Source organism: Bacillus sp. PSXD-155 (assembly GCF_049310765.1).
Taxonomy (GTDB): domain Bacteria; phylum Bacillota; class Bacilli; order Bacillales; family Bacillaceae_G; genus Bacillus_A; species Bacillus_A cereus.
This window is the reverse complement of record NZ_JBMOWC010000062.1, coordinates 1-24,878: the sequence shown is the minus strand read 5'-3', so window position 1 is coordinate 24,878 and position 24,878 is coordinate 1. Positions and strand designations below refer to the sequence as shown.

Genomic DNA, 24,878 nt, shown 5'->3' with positions numbered 1-24,878 from the left:
ATGTTTGGCTGTTTGCGTTGGTCCTAAATTACATCCATATCCGAATGTAGTAACAATATAACGTTCCGTAGGATTTTCTAATTTAGGATCAGATCCGGATAAAGGACCAAAATGTCTTGTCCAATGAGTCCAATGTTCTACATTACAAAGTATATCTAATACGGTTCGCTCTGGTAAACGTTGTATAATTTCTTTTTCTAATAATTTACTACTTGTAGATACATTTCTTCGTGCTAATCGTTTTAAAATAGGTTCGCCATCTTCTGTTATAATCACTTGTCCGTTATTTGGATAATTTAAATCTACCGTATTGGCAACAGAAGTTAATTTGTGTTTTAGTTGTTTAACAAAATTAGTAGGAGATGAAGGGAAATTAAGTTCTTCGCAATACTCCTTAACTATCGGTTCGCATTCTTCCCAAGGTAATAACTGTTTCCTATAATCAGCGTATTTTTCAGAACCTTGTACACTTACGTCACCTGTCTTTAATTCGGAAGCCAAATAGGAAAATATACAAAGTTCCAGACGTTTACGATACAATAAATTAGAGTCTTTTCCAACTCGAAGAGTTTGTCTCCATTGCTCGTTTGCGAATGATAAATCAAGATTAGTAGGAAGCTGTTCTACTCTCCGATTTTCATTTAGCAACAAAAATTGTAAAGCTTTTATAAGAGAATCATCCTGAGTCGTTGAATCCAATTCTAATAATGAAATCAATCGAAATAGAGTCTTTCTGTGACTGTTATAGAACTTTTCTAATAAAGGAAGATAATTATTCCTGTTATACGCCGAAATGGCTAAGCAATCTTGTTGCAAAGAATCGATACCGCCTTTTTCTTCAAATAACTCCGTTATTTTACTTCCTATCATGTTCGTATCATCATGCGTATGAGTTGTATGTAAAACTTCACTCAATATAGAAATAAGGTTTTCACTTATAGAACGTTGCTGTTCTCGTAAAAGAGCTAATTCTTCTTTTCCTCTTTTATGTATCCTAGCAATCCTTTTTAAAAACATATCTATTAAATTATCTCTTGTTACAATTTGTGAACGATAAATAACAGACAATAACAACATATACCTTTTAGCCATATGAAAGTCTTTTATTTCCGATGCATCTAAAGCTAGTGCTTCTGATGCAAAGTGTTTAATTTTAGAATTTGGAATCTCTTTTAATAGTTCCTCGATGTTCGACATAAATGATGTAATAAAATCTAATTTATTTTGTAGCTCTTTCATATGAGAAATTGAGGGGCTTTTAGGAAGTTCTTTAAAATAATTAAAACCAGAATGCTTGGTTTCTTGCGAAGTATAAAGTAATTCTTCAAGTTTATGTTTTTCTTGTTTTGACAACCGAGTCATAACTGTGTGACACAATTGGTTGTTAACCAGTGTTCGTACACGACGAGAAAGTCTATCTAAAGTACTGAATGCTGGCAATTCATAGCGTTCTTTAATTAATTCTTCAATTGCAACATTAATTAAATCCGGAGGATGATCCATCACATGAGAAGCATGATAGATAGCCTTTGTAGCTACATGCAAAGCATCTTTTCCAAATGCATATACCTGTAAATATTGACGAATTTCTTTTTGATGTCGATACATCACTTTTGGATTGAATTTAAGTTCTATTTCATCAGATATATTAAGACATGATCGAATATGTTGAAGCACCATCGGTGGAATATCCTTAGGACGTGGAAAGTAGCCTAATCGTTGAAAAGACTTTAACATGACTAAACAAATAAAAACTGAACTCTCTCCACGTGCTACACGATGTGCAAATATATTTTCTTCATGTGTAATCGTATAAATTGCTGCAAGTTCTTTCTTAGTTAAGTTTTGTTTAAACCTGGGATATGCTGTACGTTCAACTGAAGTCAATCTCATTCCTCCTAGTTAGAATTACACCAAAGGTGGTTGCGGACTCTTTCATCTTACGATAAAGAGTCCGGCTTTGTCTATTATGGGTAGACCCTAATCATCCATCGGTCGGTTATTGAAAACACTCGCTTTCGATTGTATGATTAGGGTGTATGATAATAGGTTAGAAAATGAGGTGGATTTTTAAAAATGAAAATTGCTTATGCTAGAGTTTCAACTTTAGATCAAAATTTAAATAGACAAATACAAACATTAAAAGAATTTGGAGCGAAAAAAATATTTACGGAACAAAAATCTGGTGCATCTGTTCATAATAGAGAGGCATTTCAAGAGGCGCTACAATTTGTTCGAAGTGGAGATACATTTATGGTAGAAGCTATCGACAGACTCGGACGTAATTATGATGAAATTATTGAGACTGTTAATTATCTAAAGAGAAAGGAAGTAAAGTTAATTATTACTAGCCTACCTATTATGGCAGAAGCAATTGGAAATTCTTTGTTAGATAAATTCATCAAGGATTTAATTATTCAAATCTTGGCTATGATTGCGGAACAGGAACGAACAGAAACGAAAAGGAGACAGGCACAAGGAATTTCGATAGCCAAACAGAAAGGTGTCTATAAAGGAAGACCTACTATCTATTCTCCAACAGCAAAGGACCCTCAAAAAAGATTAGTATACAATCGAGTAGTTGAAATGTTAAATGATGGCGAAGCCATTTCTCATATTGCAAAAGAAAACGGTATAACTAGGCAAACTGTATATAGAATAAAGAACGCCATATCTAATTCAGACAGTTATATGGAGGTATAAATGAAAAGTTCGGATTCTCAATTAAAAAGCCGCGGGAAAATTACACTTGAAGATTTACAACATTATAATACTCACTCAAATCTTGAATTATTAGAAATGATTAAATCAAAAGAAGCATATAAAAGAACTATCGCTATAAAATTACTATCAGAGAAAAAGGATTTAAATGATAATTTGATTCGTTTGTTTCTTCAAACTCTTACACAAGAAAACAAACTTTATACAAAAATTGAATTATGTGACGCACTTTCAAAAGGTAATGTTCAGTCTGCTAAGATGATGGTCGAATATTTAGGGCAGATAGGCAATAATCAACATAAAGTATTACCTACTAATGGTTTCAATAAGAAAAGTTATCCTTTGCCGAGGGATATTATCGCTAGAACTCTAGCTCATATGAAAAAAGAGATTCTACCAATTTTATTGGATGTACTAAAAACAGATAATATTCTTGCAATTAGAGAAGTCATTGATGCAATAGGCTTTATGTGTTTTTACCAAAAACTACATTCAAACCATCAAATTATCGATGCACTTTTACTATGTTTAAAGGCCAATTTCAAAGATGATATTACTCGATGGAAATTGGTTAGAGCTTTTGAAAGTTTTAACGATATCAATGTTATTCACACTCTTTTGGACATCGAAAAAAATGATGATCAGCCGATTATAAGAAATGAAGCCAAAAGGTCCCTGAGAATAATAAATAGCCGAACTGGCAATTAAAAAATGACTTATCTATTGATAAGTCATTTTTATATCTCAATTATCAACAATATAATTTAACAAAGCCAAAAAAGAAAAAATCCGATTCCAAAACTAATTGGGAATAAAAGTAAGTCTATGACCTATTTTTACACGTATCTCGGCTGTACCCCATTGTCATGTAAATCATATTTAACTTTAAAAAGTTCCATTGTGATTCCACACGATAATCCGAAATAGTGCTTAAATGAGCATTAGTTAAATAAAATGGGTTCCCACACTAAAATCCGATTACCCATAAATATTAATGCACTTGATTCGAACAAGTATAATATTTAAAAGATATGAAATTACTTGGTTGCAATGAGAGCTTTAATAATTTCGTTCCAATAGTCTTTAAAAGTCTTCTCCCTCTTAGTTTCTATTGGTTTTAATTGTATATTCTTTTTGGCGGTTTTTGTTAGGTTTCTCATGAGACACCCTCCTTTTAAACTTTGGGATAAATACTTAACAATCAAACAACTGAATTCCGGACAATTTAAATGCATCTGAATTTGGTTTGTATTCTACTAACCTTTTTGTTTCTTCGATATTTAAACGTTTAAAACGATTATCAGATACACCATGTAAAATAGAAAAAGGAGGTAGGTTTTCGGCCAAAATTATTTTTAGGAGAAGATCGCTAAAATCTTCTGGACTTATATACGCACTCATATCTCGAGCTGAGAGTTGCTCCCCTTCAGGTTTGTAATCGTCATAAGCACCAATACGGATAGCAACGCTTTGCAACTGTTTTTCATAAGCAAAATAAGATGCAAGTGCTTCCACGAAACATTTACTAACCCCATACATATTTTTTGGTCTAACGGGTGACGATTCTGTTACTTGAAAGTCTAGTGGGTATCCTTCAACTGTTTGAGCGCTGGAAGCAACTATTACTTTAGAAATACCATTATCCGATGCAGCTTTAAATATATTGTATGAACCTTTTATATTAGTCTCTAATAAAGTAGTATAAAAATCTGCATTTGGAGAGGGATCTCCTGCTAGGTGAATCAAGATATCTGTATTTTTACATACTTCTTGACATTCCTCTAAATTAGATATATTTAGATATATGATTTCATTACCTGACTTTTTAAATTTTTCTAAAGGAAATAAATTAATATCTGCCAATCTTAATTGATAGCTTGTTTTCTTCATTAAAGTATTGGTAATATGTTGACCGATCTTGCCAGCAGCTCCTGTAATTAAAATTCTCTTCATTACACTACACGCCCCTTTAAAGTTATTTTTAAATGCAATGCTGCAAAATATGTCTTAATTATAAGTACATGTTTGACATTAGTACATCGAATAATTATAATGAATCGCATGAAAAAAATTCATGAGCATGAGGTGCCAACAATGAGTTTAGTTAAATATGAGATTTTTAGTAAAGCAGCAGAAGTAAATAGCTTTACGAAGGCTGCTGAAGAATTAGGATTAACACAATCTGCTGTGAGTCATGCTATTACAAGCTTAGAAAAAGAGTTTAACTTCCCTTTATTCATCCGGAATAACTCTGCAATTAAGCTAACTCAAAATGGTAGGGATTTATTAATCACAATTCGAGAAATTTTATATTATAATAATATGTTGAAACAGGAAGTAAGTGCTATAAATGGGCTGAATAAGGGTACAGTAAAAGTAGGAGTATTTAGTAGTATAACAACAAACTGGATTCCTTATATTATAAATGAAATGAACCAGCAATATCCTTTTATAAAAATTCAGCTTATAGAAGGAAATTATACAGAGATAGAAACATGGTTATTAGATAATGAAGTAGATTGCGGTTTTGTTAATAGTAAAATTACTTCTTTGCATTCATTTGATATTGTCCAGTTAAAAACTGAGCCACTTTTATGTGTAGTATCAGAAAAATCACCTTTACATAGTAGAAAGTATATATCTGTTGAGGATATTGAAAATACTCCTTTCATTATGCCCACTTATCAATGTTTTGAAGATATACAGCCATTTTTTAAAGAGAGCAATATCTATCCAAATATTCGATTTGAAAATATGAATGAAAATTCTATTTTCTCTATGGTTGAGAATAATCTAGGTATTAGCATATTGCCGGAAATGATTATCCCTAAAGGATTAGACTCAATAAAAGCTATACCACTTGAATTAAAACAAACTAGAACCATAGGATTAGCTATTAGAATGTCTAGTTCGCCTGCAGTTAGAAAATTTACTGAGATTGCTGTGAATTGGATTAAAAATGCGGGGCTATAGCTGGAGAAGAATTAAGCTTTTGGTTCTGTTTGAAGACTTCTGCTAAGTTTATTTTACAAGCCAGCCTACATCTCACAATTGATATAACTACTATGAAAAATGTTTAAATAAAAAATCCTTTTACGCTTATCTGAACTGTACCTCGAATCATGGACACTTAAAAAAAGCCCCATGATTCGTTTTTTTGTATTTTTATCAAAAAATCCTCGTTATAATGGAATCAACGATAGAAATGAGGTACGGAGAATGAGTAAAATTATTTTTAACGAAATTCAAATGAAACAGCTAGAAAAAAATAAAAATTTAGTAAAAGCGTCGGAACGTTCGATTAGCTATTGTCCAGATTTCAAAATAAAAGCGGTAAAAGAAAATCAACAAGGAAAAGATCCTAGCCAAATCTTTTTAGAGAATGGGTTTGACTTAGCTGTGATTGGTGAGAAGAAACCAAAACAATGCTTGAAACGTTGGCGAAGAACCTTTGAACAATTTGGTGAGGAAGGTTTTTATACAGAACGCCGCGGGAAAGGAAGCACGGGACGTCCTTCAGAAAAACCTCTCTCTTCTAATGAAAAATTAAAGAAAGTGGAAGCACGTATTGCCTTTTTAGAAGCGGAATTGACATTCCTAAAAAAGTTAGACGAACTCGAAAGGCAGGCGTTATAGAAGAAGCGTTAACACCACGAGAAACATACACACTGATTGAACAAACCATAAGTCGATTCCAATTCCCACGTATGGTGCGTTACCTTTGCACACTGGCTGGGGTAAGTCCGAGTGGATACTATGCGTGGCTTCATCAAACAGATAAACACCTGGAAAAGGACGCAATAATGAAACAGATTATGAATGGATCCAAGAAATTTTTAATCGAAAAGGGAAAACATGTGGTGGTCGTTCTATCAAAATGGTGTTGGAAAAGACAAAAGGAATTTGTATGAATCTCAAACGTATTTACCGTATTATGCGTAAATATAATCTTGTGACAAAGATTCGGCGAATCCTTATAAACACATCGCAAAAGCGACACAAATCTTTTAAAACGCCAATTCAATCAAGAAGAGCCTGAAAAAAGTATGTTAACCGATATTACCTATTTATTTTATGGAAAAGGAAAAAAGGCTTATTTATCATGTGTAAAAGACAGTACAACACGAGAGATTTTAGCCTATCATGTCTCCTCTTCTTTACAAATGGATATTGTCTATCAAACATTAGATAACTTGAAAGAGAGATTAGGAGAAGTCATCCATCCTGAGGCACTTCTACATTCAGACCAAGGTGTTCATACACACCCTGAATTTCAAAAACGCGTAAGAGAAATGGAAATCAGACAATCTATGTCCCGTAGGGGCAATTGTTTAGACAATGCACCAATGGAATCCTTTTTTGGTCATATGAAAGATGAATTAGATTACAAAGATTGTCAAACCTTTGAATCCCTTGAGCTCAACATAAAGGATTATAATCGTTATCAGTGGACATTAAAAAAGGTGGTTGATTTTCAGAGCTTTTTATGAAACTGTCCATTTTATAGGATACAGTTCAATAAGCGGGGACGCTTTTATAGTGGGTAATAGCGGGGGAAATTCAATCTATTAACTCTAATCACAAAACTAATTCATAATTAAGCCTGTATGGTAACCATCACAAATAGTGTGGTGCATTACTTTAATTTTAACGGACAGCCCAAAACCATTTTAAAGCATCTTTTTCAACACTTTTCACAAATTTGTCTTTCCCATCGCCATATCCCTTTATATCATTTGGATATTCTTTGGCAAGTTGGCTCTTTAATTCCCCATACTGCTTACACACTACGGGATGCTCACGAAGATAATCTCTAAATGCTAAATGTCTTTCAATTTCTTCAATTTTGTCATATTGATAAGCGTGGATTTGGTGGGTGCGAAGATTGCCACCTTTGCGGAAATATCTTCTTCCGGTAATCCCAAATTCCCCCATGACTTCGTAGCCAATTTCTTGAAATTGCTTAGAAAATGAATCCAGCTTATAAATATCATTGACTACTAGTAAAATATCAATAATTGGTTTTGCTTTTAGACCTGGAACTGATGTGCTTCCGATATGAAAACTTTTCACTAATTCTTCTTGAAGGATTGCCCTAATAAAATGCTCCTCTTTTTGATAGTCGCTGCTCCAATTCTGATTATAATCTACAACTTTTATAATCATTCAACACACCCCATTCTCTAATCTAGCAAATTTTGTTTATTATTACAGGGTATAAAAAATTTAATGTGTTGTCAATGAATGAGTTTGTGGTTTTTTTAAGCAAAAAGTTGAAGTGAAGAGCTATGCTGCACTTCTCACCACTTAAAGTCACATTTACTCCTTTTTTGTGTTGCTTTAATTAATTCTAAATATTGAGAGTCCCCAAAACGGTTCTGTTGCAAAGTTTTTCGAGCTGAGCTAAACTTTAGGGTAATTGAGATGGGGCGAATGATACATGGAATACTTTAAAGGAAAACAATTTAAAAAAGATATTATTTTGGTAGCCATCGGCTACTATTGTCGTTTTTCTTTAAGTTATCGCGATGTGTCTGAACTTTTGAGAGAACGTGGAATATCGGTTCATCCTACAACTATCATGCGTTGGGTTCATGAATATGGAGATTTCATTTATCAAATTTGGAAGAAGAAAAATAAATCAGCACATTCCGTATGGTATTTAGATGAGACCTACATCAAAGTCAAAGGAGAGTGGTGTTATCTTTATCGTGTGATTGATCGAGGAGGGTACACTTTGGATATCCAACTTCGTAAAACAAGGGATTATCAAGCCTTCTATATGTTTATGAAAAGGTTAGTGAAAGCTTTTGGAGAACCAACGGTTCTCACAACAGACAAGGCTCCTGCCTTACTTTGTGTGCTCAAAAAACTGAAAACTAACGTTTTTTATGTGCATACGAAACATTGCACCGTTAAGCATTTCAATAATCTCATCAAACAGGATCATAGACATATCAAGCGACTTTTTGCCAAATCTGCAGGATTTCAAAATCTTCGTCATGCTTCACGCACAATCAAAGGAATCGAAACCGCAGTTTACACCAAACTGCGGTTTTTCAACGTACAAGGAATTACATAAATTCTTGGTCACTGCCTAAATGGTTCTTTCTCATTTATCAAGATCTGTTTCTGCTTTTTTAACTTTGCAACAGAACCTATTTTATTATTATTTAGTTTCACGATGAGTGGCTCAAAAAAGAACGAATTCTTGCCGTGTCTCAATTTCCTGTGCGTTAAGGAAATTAGCTTTTTGTTTAGCGTAGGGTAATTATTTTCACCTAAAAAATAATAATGAAAAAACAGATTATGCCCCATTTTTACATGTAACTTGGCTGAACCCCTGGAAGACTTTTGATTTTTCAGGTGTTACATTTAATAATACAATTCGTCATATAAAAATAATAAAGTTGCTTTTTAAGTAATAAAACTATGATAACTAACATTTAATTTTAAAATTCATCTAAACAGATAATAATTCACAAAAACAGCACAGGAGTTCCTCCTGTGCTGTTTCACATACTTTCTATACTAAATTTCCGTCTCTAAGTGTTAATGTTCGATCACATACACCAAGAATTTTCTCATCATGCGTAATCATAATCGCTGCTTTTTGATTTTCTTTTACTTCTCGTTTCATCATTTCGACAACTTCTTGTCCACGTTTTGAATCAAGGCTTGCCGTTGGTTCATCTGCTAATATTAAATCTGGCTTATTCATAAAAGCACGAGCAATCGCAACTCTTTGTCTTTCTCCACCAGATAACTGATGTGGATAGTGATTTTTTCTCTGGGATAGTCCAAATACTGTTAGTAAGTGATTCACACGCGTTTCAGATTCTTTTCGGTCTTCTTTCTTTAATTTTGCAATGTATAGTAATTGTTCTTTTACATTTAAATAGGGAACAAGATTAGCGAATTGAAAAATGAATCCGATTTTTCTTAACCGAATATCTGTCATTTCCTTTTCTGATAAATGGGTAATATTTTGCTCACCAATATAAATATTACCTTTTGATGGTGATAATAATGCTCCAGCAATCGATAACAATGTACTTTTTCCTGAACCAGAAGGCCCCACAATACCGATGAATTCTCCAGCCTTCACATCAAGTGAAATTGGATGAAGGGCTGTTACCTCTGTGTTTCCTTCACCATATACTTTACTAACTCTATCTAGTTTCAGTAGTGATATCATTACATGCCCCCTCCAATAGCCTCTAGTGCATCCACTTTTAATACTTGATATAAGGAAATCAGTGTTCCTAGTATACTAATTACAATAAAGATTCCTGCATATTGGCCAATCATTGTCGTTGTCAATAGGAATGGCATACTTTCTGGTAAAATTCTTTGCAAACCTTCTACTAACATAATACTTATAGCCAGTGCGACAACAGATAAGAATAATGCTTGCACAACTAACGTATTTGCTAAATACAAATTTTTCGTTCCAATTGCTTTTAGTACACCTAATTGCTGTGTTTTTTGTAATGTAATAACATAGAAGAATACACCGATTAAGAGCGTTGCAATCACGAGTAAGAATACAATAATCATTGTTAATGAGTTTTGTTGCCCTTTATGGCCAGGAATAGTTTGAAGAACTTCGTTTTTCTCTATTATATGTACATTTTTAACTTCCTTATCAGTACGAAGAGCAATTGCGTTGTAATCCTTTTGGTTCGGTTGTGAAATTTCTCCCCATATATTTCGATTTACATAAACAACAGGTGTATGACTGAACTTTTGACCTTTTGTAAAGCCAGTAATTTTAAATTCTTTTTTAGAAACCGGATCGATAATCGTATCTCCAATATCTATGCCTTTTTCTTTAATCGATTCGTCAGCAATCATTTCATTTTGTGCTGTTCCTAATGCATCACCTTTCACAATCTTTGGTTCCAAAAATGTTTCGCGTTCACTTGCAAATATTGCAATATCAACCTTTTTTGAACTATCCTTCTTTTCATATGACGAAGCTTTTACATGGAATGGTACAGCATCTTTTGCACCAACTTGCTTTACTACATCATCCACATCTTCCTTCTTAATTTGTGAACGGAGCAATGAATTTTCTGCATCATTTGCTAATACAAACTTTTGGGCATCCATATTTTGAATGGAAGAAACAGTATTATATGCTAAACCATTTGCTAATCCAGAAATCATAAGGACTAAAAATGATAATAAAACCATCATAAGCCCAATTAATCCATATTTTACTTTTGATTGTTTTAATTCACGTAGAGCTAAAAACATGCTTCTTGCCCCCTTATTTCTTTCCTCTCTTTTCCTTCTTATGCTTAACATGGATACGTAACATTGCACAGTAAACAAGCAGGAAATAATGCATATAGTATCCAAACAAACATTATTATTGCATCAATTCTGTGATCCATTTGTATCTATTCTTATAATTGAGTAAAAATTGAACAATCAATATTGGCATTATATTCTTTTCATCATATTTTCCTTTCTTATTATTATCAAAAGCATATATGACTAAAAAACATATGTTTATAATATTGATTTATTAATATTTAAACAATAGATATAGTAGTTTTGAAACAAAAAATTCACAATTTTAAAGGAACCTTAGGGTTTTTAAGAATGTCGATTCGATATGAACTGACCCACGAATTTGGCACATGAAAAAACACCTATGCTACCTGTTTCTTGTATTCTATAGGAGACAGGTCGTTTAACGTTTCTTGAATACATTCCGTATGATAATACTCAATGTAATCGTGAATGAGTTGTTTGAGAGTAGAAGTTGAATGTATTTGTTTTTCTTGTGAATAAAATAATTCAGATTTCAATAAGGAATGAAACGATTCTATTACGGTGACAATTTCTTTTACGGGACATGCTTGTGGTAATGCCATTTTCTCTACAACAATCCTACTTTCTACATTGATCCAGGTTCTTCTCTTTCTTTTAACCCTACATTGTAAACTTTTCTTTTGCATTATTTTTCATACAATTTTTCGATTTAAGTGATAATTATATTTTCGTTTCAATAAAGCAGTAACTTTTCGATGTCCATATCGAAAGTGATTTGTCACACAAATTGTCAAAATAGCCCATTCTAATTTTGCCTCCTTTATATCTTTCGCTTTATTTTTCCATCGATAATCAGTAGAACGAGGTATACCAATTAATATACATATCTCTTTAATGGAGTACTCATTTTTCATCAACTTCACTACTTCTACAACTACTTCTTTAACCAACTCCTCTCGATTTCGTGATACTTTTTTTAAATGTCTATTTGCATCTTTAATTTTCGATTCTCTATCTGAAGTTTCTCTATTTCAGTTATACCTTCTTCACTAGTTTTTGTAGCGTACTTTGTTTTCCTACAGGGCGACTAAAACGATACGTTTCACCGTCACGATGCCACTTCATCCAAGTTTTAATTTGTGCTTTATTTTTAATTCCTAATTGATCCATAATTTCTTTGTTTGTGTACCCTTGTTTTTTCAGCTAGATTGTTTTCCATTTAATTTCTTCTGAATAAGATTTTCTCGTTCCCATAAAAGAAACACCTCCGTATATTCGTATTTAAATTAAATACGGTATAAGAGGTGTTTTTTATCGTCTCATTCTCAGGGTTCACTCCAAATAGAAAAGGATGGCGTTTTTGTATGTCTATTTCGGTTCTACTGCAAAGTTAAAAAAACAGAAACAGGTATTGATAAATGAAAGAGAACCATTTAAGTAGTGACCAATAACTTATGTAATTCCTTGTACGTTGAAAAACCGCAGTTTGGCTGTAAACTGCGGTTTCGTTTATATATAGCATGAATAATTTCGATTCCTTTGATTGTACGTGAAGCATGATAAAGATTTTGAAATCCTGCGGATTTGGCAAAGTATTTTTTATTAGTTAATTGCAATTTCCTTTTTCAAAACGGAACACATTACTCAAATAACTACCTTTCTTGTCCTATCACGGAATATAAAAACTTAGCATCCCTTCCCACTCCACAAATAAGTGCTGATCCTCTTTGATGTTGCCACGGTAGCCCAATATAATATAGCCCTTGAATTGAACTTACTCCTCTTGTATGAAGAGGAACACCTTTTTCACCTAAAGCTCCCTCTATATCTATCCAGCCGTAGTCAGGAGTAAAGCCTGTTGACCATATAATATTTTCCACGCTTCCTTTACTATAGTCACTAAAAGTTATTTCTCTTCCTTGTGCTTGTATAACTCTTGGTTTAATTTTAACTTTCTCCTCATGAATAAGATGCTTTAAATCAAATCCAAAAATAGGATCACTTTGTTTTCGAAACCAAGACCCGCGCCTAGTGCTAATTCCTGCATATAATAAACCAACCTTTTCTAGCCAATAAAAAATGCTTTTCCTCATAATCTTAAGTGGTAAAAATTTAAACGGATGACTAATAGCAATGGTTACATCACGACTTCCAGAAAGTTCTGCCGCAATTTGTGTACCAGAATTCCCTCCCCCCACTACGAGGACAGAGCCATTGGGAATTATTTCTGGTGATTGATATTCCGAAGAATGAATTTGAAACACCTCTTTTGAAAGGTTTTGGGAAATCGAAGGAATAAACGGTTTCTGAAAAGCACCGGATGCGATAATGACATTTTTAGAAAAAACAACTCCCTTATTGGTTGATACTTGAAATGTGCCGTTTGTTTTTTGTACTTTATGTACAGTCGTCTCCAACTGAACTGGTAACGAAAACTGATTGGCATACATTTCTAGATAGTCCGCAATTTCATCCTTTGTAGGAAATCCATTTTCAGATCCTTCTAATTTCATTCCCGGCAATGAACTATATGACCTAGGTGTAAATAGTATCAAAGAATCATACCTCTTCCTCCATGATTCTCCAATTCTTTTTTCTCCATCAAGTATTACAAAATCATAGCTTCCTTTTTGCAAAAAATACCCAATACTTAACCCTGCTTGACCAGCACCAATTACAATAACATCCAACATAGTTTCATCTCCACTACCTATTTTTTTGAAAAACATATGAACAATTGTTCATATGTTCATATGTTTTCGCTTATTATAACATTTTTTTAAACAGGTCAAAGATATTTCATCCAATTATTTGTATAACGGATTACTGTCACATCGCTATCAAGCTAAAATTTCATAGTACCCTGAGAATGAAATTTTGTGCTAATTTATAACTAAAAAACGTATTTATTCGTTTTGATATCTCATAAAAGTGTTTTAGACCATAAAAAAGATATTAGATTGTTAAAAGTAGTTATTGTAGGGAGAAGTATTTCACAAGGTAGAAACTCAAGTGTTATTTGAATTTAAAATTTTATTAATCTTTATTATTAATTATCAATCTTTTTTATAAATTATCGAACTCTATTTTAAATCAGAAAATGAAGGTATTCATTAACAATACCGCTTATAGATCATATGGGTTTTACCGATTTCATACAAGCTTCACCTTATTTACTTGCAGGAGATAGCACTTCTAAAGAAACATACCAAATCATTAATGAATATAGCTTGGTATTTTCCAACCGATATATTAAGGGATTTGATGACGATCAAACATTGAAAAATGCTGAGTTATTCGGTATTTCCAATTAAATTTCAGTTTATTCCAATAGCAGGAAGTCAGATGGTCGCAGGTTCTGTTGCAAAGTTAAAAAAGCAGAAACAGGTATTGATAAATGAGAGAGAACCATTTAGGCAGTGACCAATAATTTATGTAATTCCTTGTACGTTGAAAAACCGCAGTTTGGCTGTAAACTGCGGTTTCGTTTATATATAGCATAAATAGTTTCGATTCCTTTGATTGTACGTGAAGCATGACGAAGATTTTGAAATCCTGCGGATTTGGCAAAACGTCGCTTTATATGTCTATAATCCTGTTCAAATACTTGCTTGTATAATGAATAGTACATGCATAAAATCCTTGTTTCTTTAACTTGTTCAATGCACAGAGTAATGCTAGAGCTTTGTCTATTACGAGAACCATCGGTTCTCGTAATATTTTCATTAATCTTTTCATAAAAACATATGCTGCTTGTTGATCTCGTTTTTTACGAAGTTGAAACAACTCTAATGTATTCCCCTCTTTATCGATTGCACGATAGAGATAACACTATTCACCCTTAACTTTTATATAGGTCTCATCCAACTTCCACGATCGTTGTACATGCTTATTTTTCTTTTCCAAATTTGGTAGATAAAATTTCTATACTCATGAACCCAGCTCATAATGGTTGTAGGATGACCGGAGACACCACGTTCTCTTAGGATTTCAGATACATCGCGATAGCTTAAAGAAAAACGACAATGTGACATCCTATAATCTCTCCTTTATGTTATATACTTTCCTTATTATCAAGGAACAAAACTAGATTAACCATAAAACATGACAAGTAATGGCATGTTTTAATAAAAAAAAGAGAAATATTTTTATAAGATGACATTATCATTTTAATTTTTTTAGTATTTCTATATTATATGAAAGAATTGCCTCAATATAATTGGATATCATTTCTTGCTTAATATTCCACCATTGTATCTTTAGTAACTCCTCGATTTTCTCTTTAGAAAATCGTTTTGTTATTTCTTTAGAAGGGTTTCCTCCAACAATTGTGAAGGGTTCAACATCTTTTGCTACTAGTGAATTTGCTGCAATAATTGCCCCATCCCCAATTGTTACGCCAGGCATAATCGTTACATCTTTTCCTATCCACACATCATTTCCAATTATTGTATCGCCTTTGTATGGTAGCATATCCAATGTTGGAGTATGTTTTTCCCAACCATTCCCGAAAATATTAAAAGGATACGTAGAACCGTCCATTCTATGATTGGCTCCATTCATAATGATAGTTATACCTGGTCCAATCGAACAAAACTTACCTATAATTAATTGATCTCCTATCACCTCATAATGATATAAAACTCGATCTTCAAAACGTTCACCATCTACAGCATCGTAATAAGTATAATCACCAACCTTTATATTTGGTCTAGTCAACGTATTACTAACAAATTGGACGTTTTTATTCCCTTTAATTGGATATACCTCTTTTGGATCTGGTCCTAACATACATATCACCTCATTAATTTATTTTCCAACCGTCTATATTTCATTAATTTTTTAATTTAACAACACTCCCACCCCCTGAAAATCAAAAAAGCTATAAGAAGTAAACCTTCTCATAGCCAAATTAATTTATCACAAATAAACCTACTCTTATTAGATAGAATGGATACTTATATATAAATAATTTGATAGGATATGATGACTTCTAATTGCTACTACTTAAAGAAGCATAGTTTGCCCCTTTATACTATAAAATTAATTTAGTAATTAAAAATCTTACCATAACCAATCTAACCTTATTTTAGATAATATATCTTGTTAATTATAGGATATTATGGCTGCTGTTGTAAAGATTTCTAATTAAAAGGTGATATAAGAACATAAGCTAAAACTCTATAATCTTATTTTAAATGTAAAACTATTCACTATATAGATTTCTAATCTCAACTAAATATTTCGTAAAATTATTAATAAAAGAAGTAGGCGATACAACTTTAACGAATTTACCATAACTAAGAAGAGTATTATATCCAAAAACATTATCATTTAGCGGATAAATGACAGAATACCATGTATCATCTACATTTTTAATGTTTTCTTTCCCTAGTAATTCTAAAAATTTATCAATAACTAATTTATTTACTAAAAGAGTAACTGGTACTTTATCTTTCTCCATCCATTCACCGCCATTATAGGAGAGTGGTCGATATTCTCTTTTTGAGAAGGTACCTACGATACTAAGGTTTGATATTCTTGCAAGTTTATAGATTTTGAATTGTTCTGTGGAATAACAATAAGCATCCATGTACCAGCTTCTGTCTTTATATACAACTCTATATGGTTCAGTAGTCTTTTTTGATTCTTCACCTTGTGAATTTATATAGTTAAAACTAATTAATTCATTATTTCGTATGCCTGAAAGTAAATCCAAAACAAGTTTTCTTAATTCTGTATTTCCTTTCGAAAGAGACAAGTCTATTTCAAAATCTGGAGTTTCACCAATTTTGTTTAACTTTAATATTGCATTAAATGTCGGGTTATCATCAAGTACTTGTAGCCTGCTTTTTAAACTTGTTTCAATAGACATCAACTCCGATTTCGACATCGGAGGTTTATTCAATTCAACTGAATCCATCAAATATATACCACCATTTTTACCTTTTACACAATACAGTGGTAATCCAGCTAATGTTAGGTCATCTATATCTCGCATAATTGTTCTTATGTTTACATTGAATTTTTCAGCTAATTCTTTAGCTGTTGTTTTTTTATGATCAATTAGGCAAGAAATTATTCCTAAATGCCTATCTATTTTCATAAAATCCCCCTCATAAATTCCCTTTTTTAATATGACATACAGTTGCCATATTATCTTTGATAAGATTATAGCATAAACCAAAGGAGGTTAATGATCATGAAAGTCAAAAACAGAGAAACATTTAAATTAATTGGTAGGAGTATTGAGATACAAGGTCAAGGAGTAAACGATGAAAATTACTCAAAAGAAAAAACAGAGTTCTACAAAGAATTGTTTAACCAAGGTATGATGAAAGAACTTATGCCTATCTCGACTGATAAAAAAGGTTATGCAGCTATTATCCCGATAGAAAACGGAATAAAATACTTTGCGGGTGTAGTGTCAGATGATTTTAAAGATGGATATGAAAATTTAGAAATATCTTCACAATCTTATGCAGTACTCACTACAAATGCTGGAGTTTCAAGGCTCTTATTTGATAAACTTGAAAATGAGTTTTTTACAAATGAAGATAATGCTTCAAAATATAATGATAAGGAAATTCTGGAAGTACTTTTGAATGGAAACCCAATGAATGCTGAAGTTGAGTTGTGGGTGCCAATTAAAAGTTAGATTTTGAGACTAAATTTTTAAAAACTGGTTAGAATTGAACTGACCCGTAAAAGTTAGACACCAATCTAACTTTGAAGTGAACTCGAATAGTGGCACATGAAAAAACGGTTCTGTTGCAAAGTTAAAAAAGCAGAAACAGGTCTTGATAAATGAGAGAGAACCATTTAGGCAGTGACCAATAATTTATGTAATTCCTTGTACGTTGAAAAACCGCAGTTTGGCTGTAAACTGCGGTTTCGTTTATGTAGCATGAATATTTTCGATTCCTTTGATTGTACGTGAAGTATGACGAAGATTTTGAAATCCTGCGGATTTGGCAAAACGTCGCTTCACATGCCTATGGTCCTGTTCAATGAGATTGTTCAAATGCTTGATTGTACAATGATTTGTATTTATATAAAAGCCTTGTTCTCTTAATTTGTTAAATGCGTAAAGTAATGCTGGCACTTTGTCTGTAGTGAGAACCGCTGGTTCTCTAAACGTTTTGACCAATCTTTTCATAAAGGCATAGGCAGCCTGATGATCCCGTTTTTTACGAAGTTGAATATCCAATGTGTGCCCGTCTTTATCAATTGCACGATATAAATAACACCATTTTCCTTTGACTTTTATATAGGTTTCATCTAGTTTCCAAGATAATTGAACGTTTTTATTTTTCTTCTTCCAAATTTGATAGATAAGATTTCCATATTCATGAACCCAACGCATGATGGTTGTTGGGTGAACCGAAACACCACGCTCTTTCAAGATTTCAGATACATCACGATAGCTTAAAGAAAAACGACAATAGTAGCCGACGGCTACCAAAATAATATCCTTTTTAAACTGTTTTCCTTTAAAATACCCCATATATTATTCTCCTGCTCACACTTTTTCTACAGGTTATCTCAGTTTAGAAATCTTTGCAACAGAACCCATATTCATAAAAAGCACGTCACCCTTTCTCATTAACATAAGAAAATAGTAACGTGCTTTTAACTTCAAAAATAGTCCAAAATCAGGAGATTACTTGCACGACCGTTAGCGTTTCTGCACCAGAACCATTTACATAATAATTTTATGATTTATTGATAAATTCTAAATGTCCTCTTCCCCAACCACACATACTATTTAAAACAGTGCTTACTGTTTTTCCATGTTCAGATAAGCTATATTCCACTTTAGGTGGTATTTCTTGATAAATTTCGCGTTTTATTAGTTGATCTTGCTCTAATTCACGAAGCTGCTTCGCTAATGTTCCTTGAGATATATCAGGTATTAATCGCTTTAATTCACCAAACCGTTTCGTTCCATCTGTTAGCAAAATAAATAAAATGAGTGGTTTCCATTTCCCCCCGATTATTTGTAATGTTGCTACTACTCCTTTTAATTTCGGTTCTTGTAAATCCATTATTCTCACCTCTCCCCTCACATCATAAATCATAATGAAAAATTTTTCATATTATTAAGCGTTTAGTACGAAATTTGCGACTATGTACATATAAAGTGCGTACTTTTCACTTTCTACTTTTTAAAGAATAATAAAAGCATAGTAGTTTTATTTTAAAGTTTATATCAAGGGAGAGGTTAAAATATGTCTATTACTACATTAAAAGATAAACGTATCATTATTATTGGTGGGAGTTCTGGTATTGGATTAGCAACAGCAAAACAAGCAATTGAACAAGGCGCACATGTAATTATTGCAGGGCGCTCGGAAGAAAAATTAAATGCTGCTCAAGATGTAATAAGTAGCAATTTTCTTCAAACTTATGTATTGGATAATCAAAATAAAGAGCAATTACAAAATTTTTTCAAGGAAGTTGGGACATTTGATCATTTATTCACACCAGGCGCCTTATACACACTTGGACCAATAACAGCTAATGATGATATTGCCGAAAGCAGCTTTATCGGGAAGTTTTGGCCACAATATTACGCAGTAAAATATGCAATTCCTTTTCTTTCAAATTCTGGATCAATTGTGTTAATGTCTGGTGCATTTAGTCAAAGACCACTTAAAGGTGCACCTGCTTATGGCGCTTGTAATGGTGCTATTGAAAGTTTAGGGAAAGCTTTAGCTGTTGAATTAGCTCCGATTAGAGTTAATGTTGTTTCTCCTGGAACGATACGAAAGGAAAATGAACAAAACGAAAAAAGACTAGCAGCTTATGAAGATTATAAGTCTCTTTCTCTTATACAGAGACCTGGCTATAATGATGAAATTGCACATACTGTCATGTATTTAATGCAAAATAGTTTTACTACAGGTAATGTATTATTTCCGGATGGAGGATACACATACCATTGATTACAATAAAAATAAGGTTTTGGTGCAAATAAAAGATACGTTCCAAATAACAATGAGGATTCCTAATGCAATCCTTTTTATGCTATTAATCCGAATAATTGGTAAATAAATTGTTTGGTTTCTGTTGCAAAGTTAAAAAAGGCAACTCACTAGATACATGAGGAAAAATATTTAGGAAGCTACGAATAATTGTTGTAGTCCCATGTATACCGAAAAGACGAAGTCTGATGGGAGACTTCGTCTTTTCAGTGTACAAGGGGTATGGCAACCATTCCTTCTTTTTGGAGCCACTCTGCAATTTTTATAGTTTTTAAGGCGTTTTACTATACCGACTATGAATTCGGTATAGTAGTTAAATAAGAAATGATCTGTTTTCTTTACCGAACACGTAATTTCTCATTCTAATTTTACTGTACTGAACACAAAAAACTACAAAAATAGGCTTATAAAGTACCTTTTTCTTGAGTGGCTCAAAAAGTAAAGAATGGTTGCCTTATGCCTTTTTGGTTTATTTGAACAAAAGCTCATTTAATTTCTGTTCTTAAGTTGATGGATGTGTGCCGGTACCCCACATCCATCAACTTAAAAATCCAGAATTACCCCAAAACGAAAAAATGAACTTTTTGTTACAAGTTAACACAAAATTTCGTTCTGGAGGTACTATAAAATTTTAGCTGGATAGTGATGGGATCCTGACAGAAAACTAAGCCGAGTTGCCCTCATGCTAAGCTAAGGACGGCTCGGCTTTAATTTTTGGATTTAAAATTATATATTGCTTTATGTAGTCTAGTCACACCTTCTTTAATTTCTTCATTTTTTAGATGCCCATAACCTAAAATAATTCGATTATGATGTTTTCCTTTTTCTATAGTATGATCTTCTACAGGATATACCTTAACTCCAAACCGTTCGATCCATTCGAGTAATTCTTTTGAAAAATGGGATTCATCTAATTCAACAATTAGGTGTAAGCCTGTTGAATAACCGAAAATATTAACCCTATTCAAAAATGTTGTTTTTAAACAATGAATAAGGAAGTTTCTTCGTTTTTTATACATTTTCTTCATCTTCATAATATGTCGTTCCAAATAGCCTTCATCAATAAAACGGGCAAGGATAAGCTGATCTAAAGAAGGGGTATGTAAATCCGAAAACCATTTTAGCTTACGACATTTTTCAATAAGTTGTGAAGGAAGAATTAAATATCCCATTCTAAGGGCTGGTGATAAGATTTTACTAAACGAACCAATATATAATACACGATCTGAATCCAATCCCTGTAATGAACTTACAGGTGGTCCTTCATATCTAAATTCACTGTCATAATCATCCTCAACAAGATAACAATTTGTTCTTCTAGAGTAGTTAATCAATTGAATCCTTCGTTGAATTGGTAACGTTCCTCCTAACGGAAACTGGTGGGACGGAGTAACAAAGATAAACTTTGGATAATTATTTAATGGCAGCAACGATGTCTTCATTCCATATTCATCAACAGGTATAGGGTAAAGAAGAGCACCTGAAGTTTTAAATATAGTTTGAATATCATTGGTGATTGGATCTTCCATTATCACTGTATCATCGGGCGATAAAAGTAATTTAGAAACAAGTGTCATAGCTTGGGTTGCACCAGATGTAATCACAATCTGTTCTGGATGACAATTAACACCTCTTGTTTTCAGTAAATAGCGTGATAAAACCTGTCTTAATTCCGGACGTCCTTCGGGAATATCGTATCCAAAAGTAGAAGATGCAATGTCATTCCATATGGTATGAGACAATTTTGCCCATGTCTTACGCGGAAATAAATCCAGTGCTGGTATACCTGAACGAAAGTTGATGATGTTATCATCTTTATTTTTATCTTCACTCCAATTCACAGAATGAAATGAAGGTGTTTTATTCTGTTGTTCTAAAAAAGTCCCTTCAGCAACAAATGTTCCAGCACCCCTTTTTGCAACTAAAAATCCTTCAGCCAATAATTGATCATACGCTTCCAAAATCACATTCCTGGATACATTCAACTCAGAAGTTAGTTCACGTGTCGACGGTAGTTTTTCTCCTGATTGTAAGTCCCCGTTTAAAATTTGTTCTCGTATTTGCTGATAAACTTGTCTAATTAATGGTATATCTAATGACCGGTCAATGGGTATCCAAAGCATATTGAAATTTACTCCTTATCTAAAATTGGTACTTTGAAAATTCATTATAAATGGTACTAATATAATCTATTTTACCATGATAAAGTTTATGTAAATATGAAAAAGGAGATGTAAGTTATGATTAATCCGAAGGTTCAAGTCACCCAAGCACTTAAATCGGTTGCACGAAATGAACATATTAAATCTTATATTCAGCAGTCTAATGAACTCTATCCTTTATTATTGCAAGCCGCCAAACGGTTTGTAACCGGAGAGCATAGGCAAGATGGGCTTGCAACAGCAAAAGAACTGATTTCAAGAGGTTATTCTATTTCACTGGAATACATTGGTGAAAATATAACAGATTTAGAAGAATGCCGAAACGCCAAAAACGAGTTTTTGAATCTTATTGAAGAAATGGGTTTGTTCTCCATGAAGTCGACTGTTTCGTTTGATTTATCACATATTGGATTATCTGTGGATCCAGAAACAGCTTATATTCATCTACTTGAGTTAGCCAAGAAAGCAAATCTGTACGGCATTACACTTATGATAAGTATGGAAGAATCATCAAAAACGGACGATATTCTTGATATCTATAAAAAAACAACTACGCAATATCCTAATGTAGGGATCACTATACAGGCACATTTATATAGGTCCAACAATGATGTTCAGGAATTAGTTCATTATCCTGGGAAAATACGAATTGTTAAAGGGGCTTATCAAGAAACAGCTGATGCTGCTATGTCTAGATCAAAGGAATTAAATAATCGTTATCTTAAACTTGTAGAACAAATAATAGAATCTAACCACCCAGTATCCATAGCCACACATGATGAAATGCTTATTCAAGAAATGGAAAACCGTCAATACCTTAATCAACCCAACGTAGAAATGGAAATGCTCTACGGAATCCGCCCAGATTTGTTAATGGATTTAAAAAGTAAGGGGTACAACTGTAAAGTATATTTAACTTACGGAAAAGAGTGGTACTTGTATTTATGTCATCGAATAGCCGAATATCCAGAAAATCTATATCGTGCAGTAACGGATATGGTCAATCCATCTTTAACAGACAGAAGTAGATTATATTGAAAGAACATTAAATTCCAAATATGGGGTACCGACACACATCCATCAACTTAAGAAAATAGACTATTCTTAAACTTAAAAGCACGTTACTATTCTCTTATGTTAATGAGAAAGGGTGACGTGCTTTTTATGAATATGCATCAAAAACAAGAGCTGTCTTTATTTGCCGAAGAGTTATATCGATATATGTCTCCCGCTACACTTAATCAATTAGCTATAGAAGCAGGTGGAATGAAACGAAAACGTAAGTGCCATGGGCACCATTTTTTATCTTTGTGTGTATGGTTAAATCAACAAATCGCTACAACCTCTCTTACTCAACTTTGTAGTCAATTAGAAACTTCAACAGGAATTTTATTAAGTCCTGAGGGACTGAATCGACGATTTAACTCGGCTTCTGTAGCCTTCTTTCGAACTGTATTTACTACACTTCTACAAGCTAAAATTGGAGGATCATCTACAATTTCTCATTCTCTTTCTGCTTACTTTGAGCGGATTCGCATCCTTGATTCTACAACCTTTCAAGTTCCAGATCGATTCGCAGCTACTTATCCTGGTGCCGGAGGCTGTAGTCATACAGCTGGTGTAAAAATTCAATTAGAGTATGACTTGTTGAGTGGAGAGTTTTCTGATGTGAAAATTGAACCAGGAAAACGAAGTGATCAGGCATATGGGGCGACTCGAATGGACATGACACAAAAGAATGAACTATATATTCGTGACTTAGGGTATTTTCGTTTACAAGACTTTAAATCAATCCAAGATAAGGAAGGGTATTATTTATCGCGTCTTAAATTACCAACTAAAATATATAGAAAAGAATTCGAAACAGTGGTATTTAAAACAAAACCTGCTCAATTGAGACCGGTATATATACAAATTCATTTGGAAGACATCATGAACCAATTACAACCTGGCCAAGTTTATGAATTACAAGATGTATATGTAGGGAGCAAAGACAAACTACCCACTCGCATTGTGGTTTATAGATGTACAGAGGCGCAAAAACAGAAACGTCTACATGATCGAGCTATTCGTGAAAAGAAAAAAGGGATTACATATACAGATCGTACGAAACTTTTACAAGGAATTACGGTATATATGACAAACATTCCTACGGAATGGGTACCGAAAGAGAAAATCTATGATTTATATTCACTGCGTTGGCAAATTGAGCTGTTATTTAAAATATGGAAATCTTGGTTTCGAATTCATCGTTGTAAATCTATTAAACAAGAGCGATTAGAATGCCACCTTTATGGACAACTCATTAGTATTCTATTATGTTCTTCTACTATGTTTAAAATGAGAGAACTCCTATTACGTAAGAAACAGAAAGAACTAAGTGAATATAAAGCGATGTACATAATTAAAGATTATTTCTTACTTTTTCATCAAGCACTACATAAAAACACCCAAGAATTATCAAAGATTCTCCTTCGTCTGTTTAACCTCCTACAGCGAAACGGACGAAAATCTCACAGATATGAGAAAAAAACAGTCTTTGATATTTTAGGTGTTGTGTATGAGTATACCACTTCTGCCCATCAGGTAGCATAGCGAAAAATTTGAAACCCGTCAGGGTTTATTTGACGTGCCTACTTTTATAACATCTATAAAAGATAATAAAAAACTACGTGGAAAGACCGCATTTTGTATAAAAATATACGTTAAGTTGATGGATGTG

Annotated in this window: 22 protein-coding genes and 4 pseudogenes; 9 read left to right on the top strand and 17 right to left on the bottom strand. The window is 33.0% G+C overall.

What is annotated here, in order from left to right:
- On the bottom strand, positions 1 to 1,887 hold a 1,887-nt coding region (locus ACO6VI_RS29425; RefSeq protein WP_422424832.1), incomplete at its 3' end, for a DUF4158 domain-containing protein.
- Positions 1,888 to 2,076: 189 nt separating this feature from the next.
- On the opposite strand from ACO6VI_RS29425, the gene ACO6VI_RS29420 reads away from it, so the two are divergent.
- Both ACO6VI_RS29420 and ACO6VI_RS29415 read left to right on the top strand, forming a co-directional pair.
- Positions 2,077 to 2,703 carry a recombinase family protein gene (locus tag ACO6VI_RS29420; RefSeq protein WP_098386518.1) on the top strand — a complete coding sequence of 209 codons (627 nt, stop codon included), beginning with the start codon at positions 2,077 to 2,079 and terminating at the stop codon, positions 2,701 to 2,703.
- On the top strand, positions 2,704 to 3,429 hold the full coding sequence (locus ACO6VI_RS29415; RefSeq protein ID WP_098214526.1) for a HEAT repeat domain-containing protein: 726 nt from the start codon (positions 2,704 to 2,706) through the stop codon (positions 3,427 to 3,429).
- A 329-nt stretch (positions 3,430 to 3,758) separates the two neighbouring features.
- Here ACO6VI_RS29415 and ACO6VI_RS29410 read toward each other — a convergent pair whose 3' ends face one another.
- Both ACO6VI_RS29410 and ACO6VI_RS29405 read right to left on the bottom strand, forming a co-directional pair.
- Positions 3,759 to 3,881 carry a hypothetical protein gene (locus tag ACO6VI_RS29410; protein ID WP_289305636.1) on the bottom strand — a complete coding sequence of 41 codons (123 nt, stop codon included), beginning with the start codon at positions 3,879 to 3,881 and terminating at the stop codon, positions 3,759 to 3,761.
- A gap of 34 nt (positions 3,882 to 3,915) precedes the next feature.
- Entirely contained in the window at positions 3,916 to 4,674 is a 759-nt protein-coding gene (locus ACO6VI_RS29405) for an NAD-dependent epimerase/dehydratase family protein (protein WP_422424830.1), read from the bottom strand.
- A gap of 141 nt (positions 4,675 to 4,815) precedes the next feature.
- Between ACO6VI_RS29405 and ACO6VI_RS29400 the strand changes: the two genes are divergently transcribed.
- Positions 4,816 to 5,694, top strand: coding sequence for a LysR family transcriptional regulator (locus ACO6VI_RS29400; protein ID WP_088119854.1), 879 nt, complete (start codon positions 4,816 to 4,818; stop codon positions 5,692 to 5,694).
- 246 nt (positions 5,695 to 5,940) lie between these two features.
- Positions 5,941 to 7,211 (top strand): annotated as a pseudogene (locus ACO6VI_RS29395) (IS3 family transposase).
- Between the two features lie 157 nt (positions 7,212 to 7,368).
- Here the strand turns inward: ACO6VI_RS29395 and ACO6VI_RS29390 are convergent.
- Positions 7,369 to 7,887 (bottom strand): GrpB family protein, encoded by a 519-nt coding sequence (locus ACO6VI_RS29390; RefSeq protein ID WP_088119852.1) that lies wholly within the window; start codon positions 7,885 to 7,887, stop codon positions 7,369 to 7,371.
- Between the two features lie 274 nt (positions 7,888 to 8,161).
- On the opposite strand from ACO6VI_RS29390, the pseudogene ACO6VI_RS29385 reads away from it, so the two are divergent.
- Positions 8,162 to 8,822 (top strand): annotated as a pseudogene (locus tag ACO6VI_RS29385) (IS6 family transposase).
- A 425-nt stretch (positions 8,823 to 9,247) separates the two neighbouring features.
- Here ACO6VI_RS29385 and ACO6VI_RS29380 read toward each other — a convergent pair.
- The 10 genes and pseudogenes from ACO6VI_RS29380 to ACO6VI_RS29335 all read right to left on the bottom strand — a co-directional run bounded on the left by ACO6VI_RS29380 (position 9,248) and on the right by ACO6VI_RS29335 (position 17,113).
- Entirely contained in the window at positions 9,248 to 9,919 is a 672-nt protein-coding gene (locus ACO6VI_RS29380) for an ABC transporter ATP-binding protein (RefSeq protein ID WP_088119849.1), read from the bottom strand.
- Positions 9,919 to 10,983, bottom strand: coding sequence for an ABC transporter permease (locus tag ACO6VI_RS29375; protein WP_422424829.1), 1,065 nt, complete (start codon positions 10,981 to 10,983; stop codon positions 9,919 to 9,921). The genes ACO6VI_RS29380 and ACO6VI_RS29375 overlap by 1 nt, the downstream gene beginning before the upstream one ends.
- Before the next feature lie 401 nt (positions 10,984 to 11,384).
- Entirely contained in the window at positions 11,385 to 11,609 is a 225-nt protein-coding gene (locus ACO6VI_RS29370; RefSeq protein WP_422424828.1) for an IS3 family transposase, read from the bottom strand.
- 90 nt (positions 11,610 to 11,699) lie between these two features.
- On the bottom strand, positions 11,700 to 11,957 hold the full coding sequence (locus tag ACO6VI_RS29365; RefSeq protein ID WP_088119846.1) for an IS3 family transposase: 258 nt from the start codon (positions 11,955 to 11,957) through the stop codon (positions 11,700 to 11,702).
- 85 nt (positions 11,958 to 12,042) lie between these two features.
- Positions 12,043 to 12,177: a hypothetical protein gene (locus ACO6VI_RS29360; protein ID WP_422424826.1), complete on the bottom strand. Its 135-nt coding sequence runs from the start codon at positions 12,175 to 12,177 to the stop codon at positions 12,043 to 12,045.
- A gap of 263 nt (positions 12,178 to 12,440) precedes the next feature.
- Positions 12,441 to 12,608 (bottom strand): annotated as a pseudogene (locus ACO6VI_RS29355) (IS6 family transposase); the annotation flags it as partial.
- A gap of 51 nt (positions 12,609 to 12,659) precedes the next feature.
- On the bottom strand, positions 12,660 to 13,700 hold the full coding sequence (locus ACO6VI_RS29350; protein ID WP_422424824.1) for a flavin-containing monooxygenase: 1,041 nt from the start codon (positions 13,698 to 13,700) through the stop codon (positions 12,660 to 12,662).
- Positions 13,701 to 14,419: 719 nt separating this feature from the next.
- A pseudogene (locus tag ACO6VI_RS29345) lies at positions 14,420 to 14,793 on the bottom strand (DDE-type integrase/transposase/recombinase).
- Positions 14,794 to 15,171: 378 nt separating this feature from the next.
- Positions 15,172 to 15,798, bottom strand: coding sequence for a Vat family streptogramin A O-acetyltransferase (locus tag ACO6VI_RS29340; protein WP_422424822.1), 627 nt, complete (start codon positions 15,796 to 15,798; stop codon positions 15,172 to 15,174).
- Positions 15,799 to 16,213: 415 nt separating this feature from the next.
- Complete coding sequence (locus tag ACO6VI_RS29335) at positions 16,214 to 17,113, bottom strand: helix-turn-helix transcriptional regulator (RefSeq protein ID WP_422424820.1); 900 nt, start codon at positions 17,111 to 17,113, stop codon at positions 16,214 to 16,216.
- 96 nt (positions 17,114 to 17,209) lie between these two features.
- Between ACO6VI_RS29335 and ACO6VI_RS29330 the strand changes: the two genes are divergently transcribed.
- A complete protein-coding gene (locus ACO6VI_RS29330; RefSeq protein WP_088119815.1) occupies positions 17,210 to 17,665 on the top strand; it encodes an effector binding domain-containing protein in 456 nt (151 codons plus the stop codon).
- A gap of 164 nt (positions 17,666 to 17,829) precedes the next feature.
- Here ACO6VI_RS29330 and ACO6VI_RS29325 read toward each other — a convergent pair.
- Together ACO6VI_RS29325 and ACO6VI_RS29320 are read right to left on the bottom strand one after the other, a co-directional pair.
- Positions 17,830 to 18,514, bottom strand: a protein-coding gene (locus ACO6VI_RS29325) for an IS6 family transposase (RefSeq protein WP_422424818.1) whose coding sequence is annotated in 2 segments (ribosomal slippage) — positions 17,830 to 17,914 and positions 17,913 to 18,514 — 687 coding nt in all. Because the reading frame shifts where the segments join, the coding sequence is not laid out codon by codon here.
- 208 nt (positions 18,515 to 18,722) lie between these two features.
- On the bottom strand, positions 18,723 to 19,055 hold the full coding sequence (locus ACO6VI_RS29320) for a winged helix-turn-helix transcriptional regulator (protein WP_088119816.1): 333 nt from the start codon (positions 19,053 to 19,055) through the stop codon (positions 18,723 to 18,725).
- 183 nt (positions 19,056 to 19,238) lie between these two features.
- Here ACO6VI_RS29320 and ACO6VI_RS29315 point away from each other — a divergent pair, with 183 nt between their 5' ends.
- The gene (locus tag ACO6VI_RS29315; RefSeq protein WP_422424816.1) at positions 19,239 to 19,955 is read left to right on the top strand and encodes an SDR family oxidoreductase; all 717 of its coding nucleotides are present in this window, start codon (positions 19,239 to 19,241) and stop codon (positions 19,953 to 19,955) included.
- 746 nt (positions 19,956 to 20,701) lie between these two features.
- Here ACO6VI_RS29315 and ACO6VI_RS29310 read toward each other — a convergent pair.
- Positions 20,702 to 22,117 (bottom strand): PLP-dependent aminotransferase family protein, encoded by a 1,416-nt coding sequence (locus ACO6VI_RS29310; protein ID WP_422424814.1) that lies wholly within the window; start codon positions 22,115 to 22,117, stop codon positions 20,702 to 20,704.
- 117 nt (positions 22,118 to 22,234) lie between these two features.
- Here ACO6VI_RS29310 and ACO6VI_RS29305 point away from each other — a divergent pair, with 117 nt between their 5' ends.
- Positions 22,235 to 23,194 carry a proline dehydrogenase family protein gene (locus tag ACO6VI_RS29305; RefSeq protein ID WP_422424812.1) on the top strand — a complete coding sequence of 320 codons (960 nt, stop codon included), beginning with the start codon at positions 22,235 to 22,237 and terminating at the stop codon, positions 23,192 to 23,194.
- Between the two features lie 126 nt (positions 23,195 to 23,320).
- Entirely contained in the window at positions 23,321 to 24,751 is a 1,431-nt protein-coding gene (locus tag ACO6VI_RS29300; protein WP_422424664.1) for an IS4-like element ISBce2 family transposase, read from the top strand.
- Positions 24,752 to 24,878: the final 127 nt, after the last annotated feature.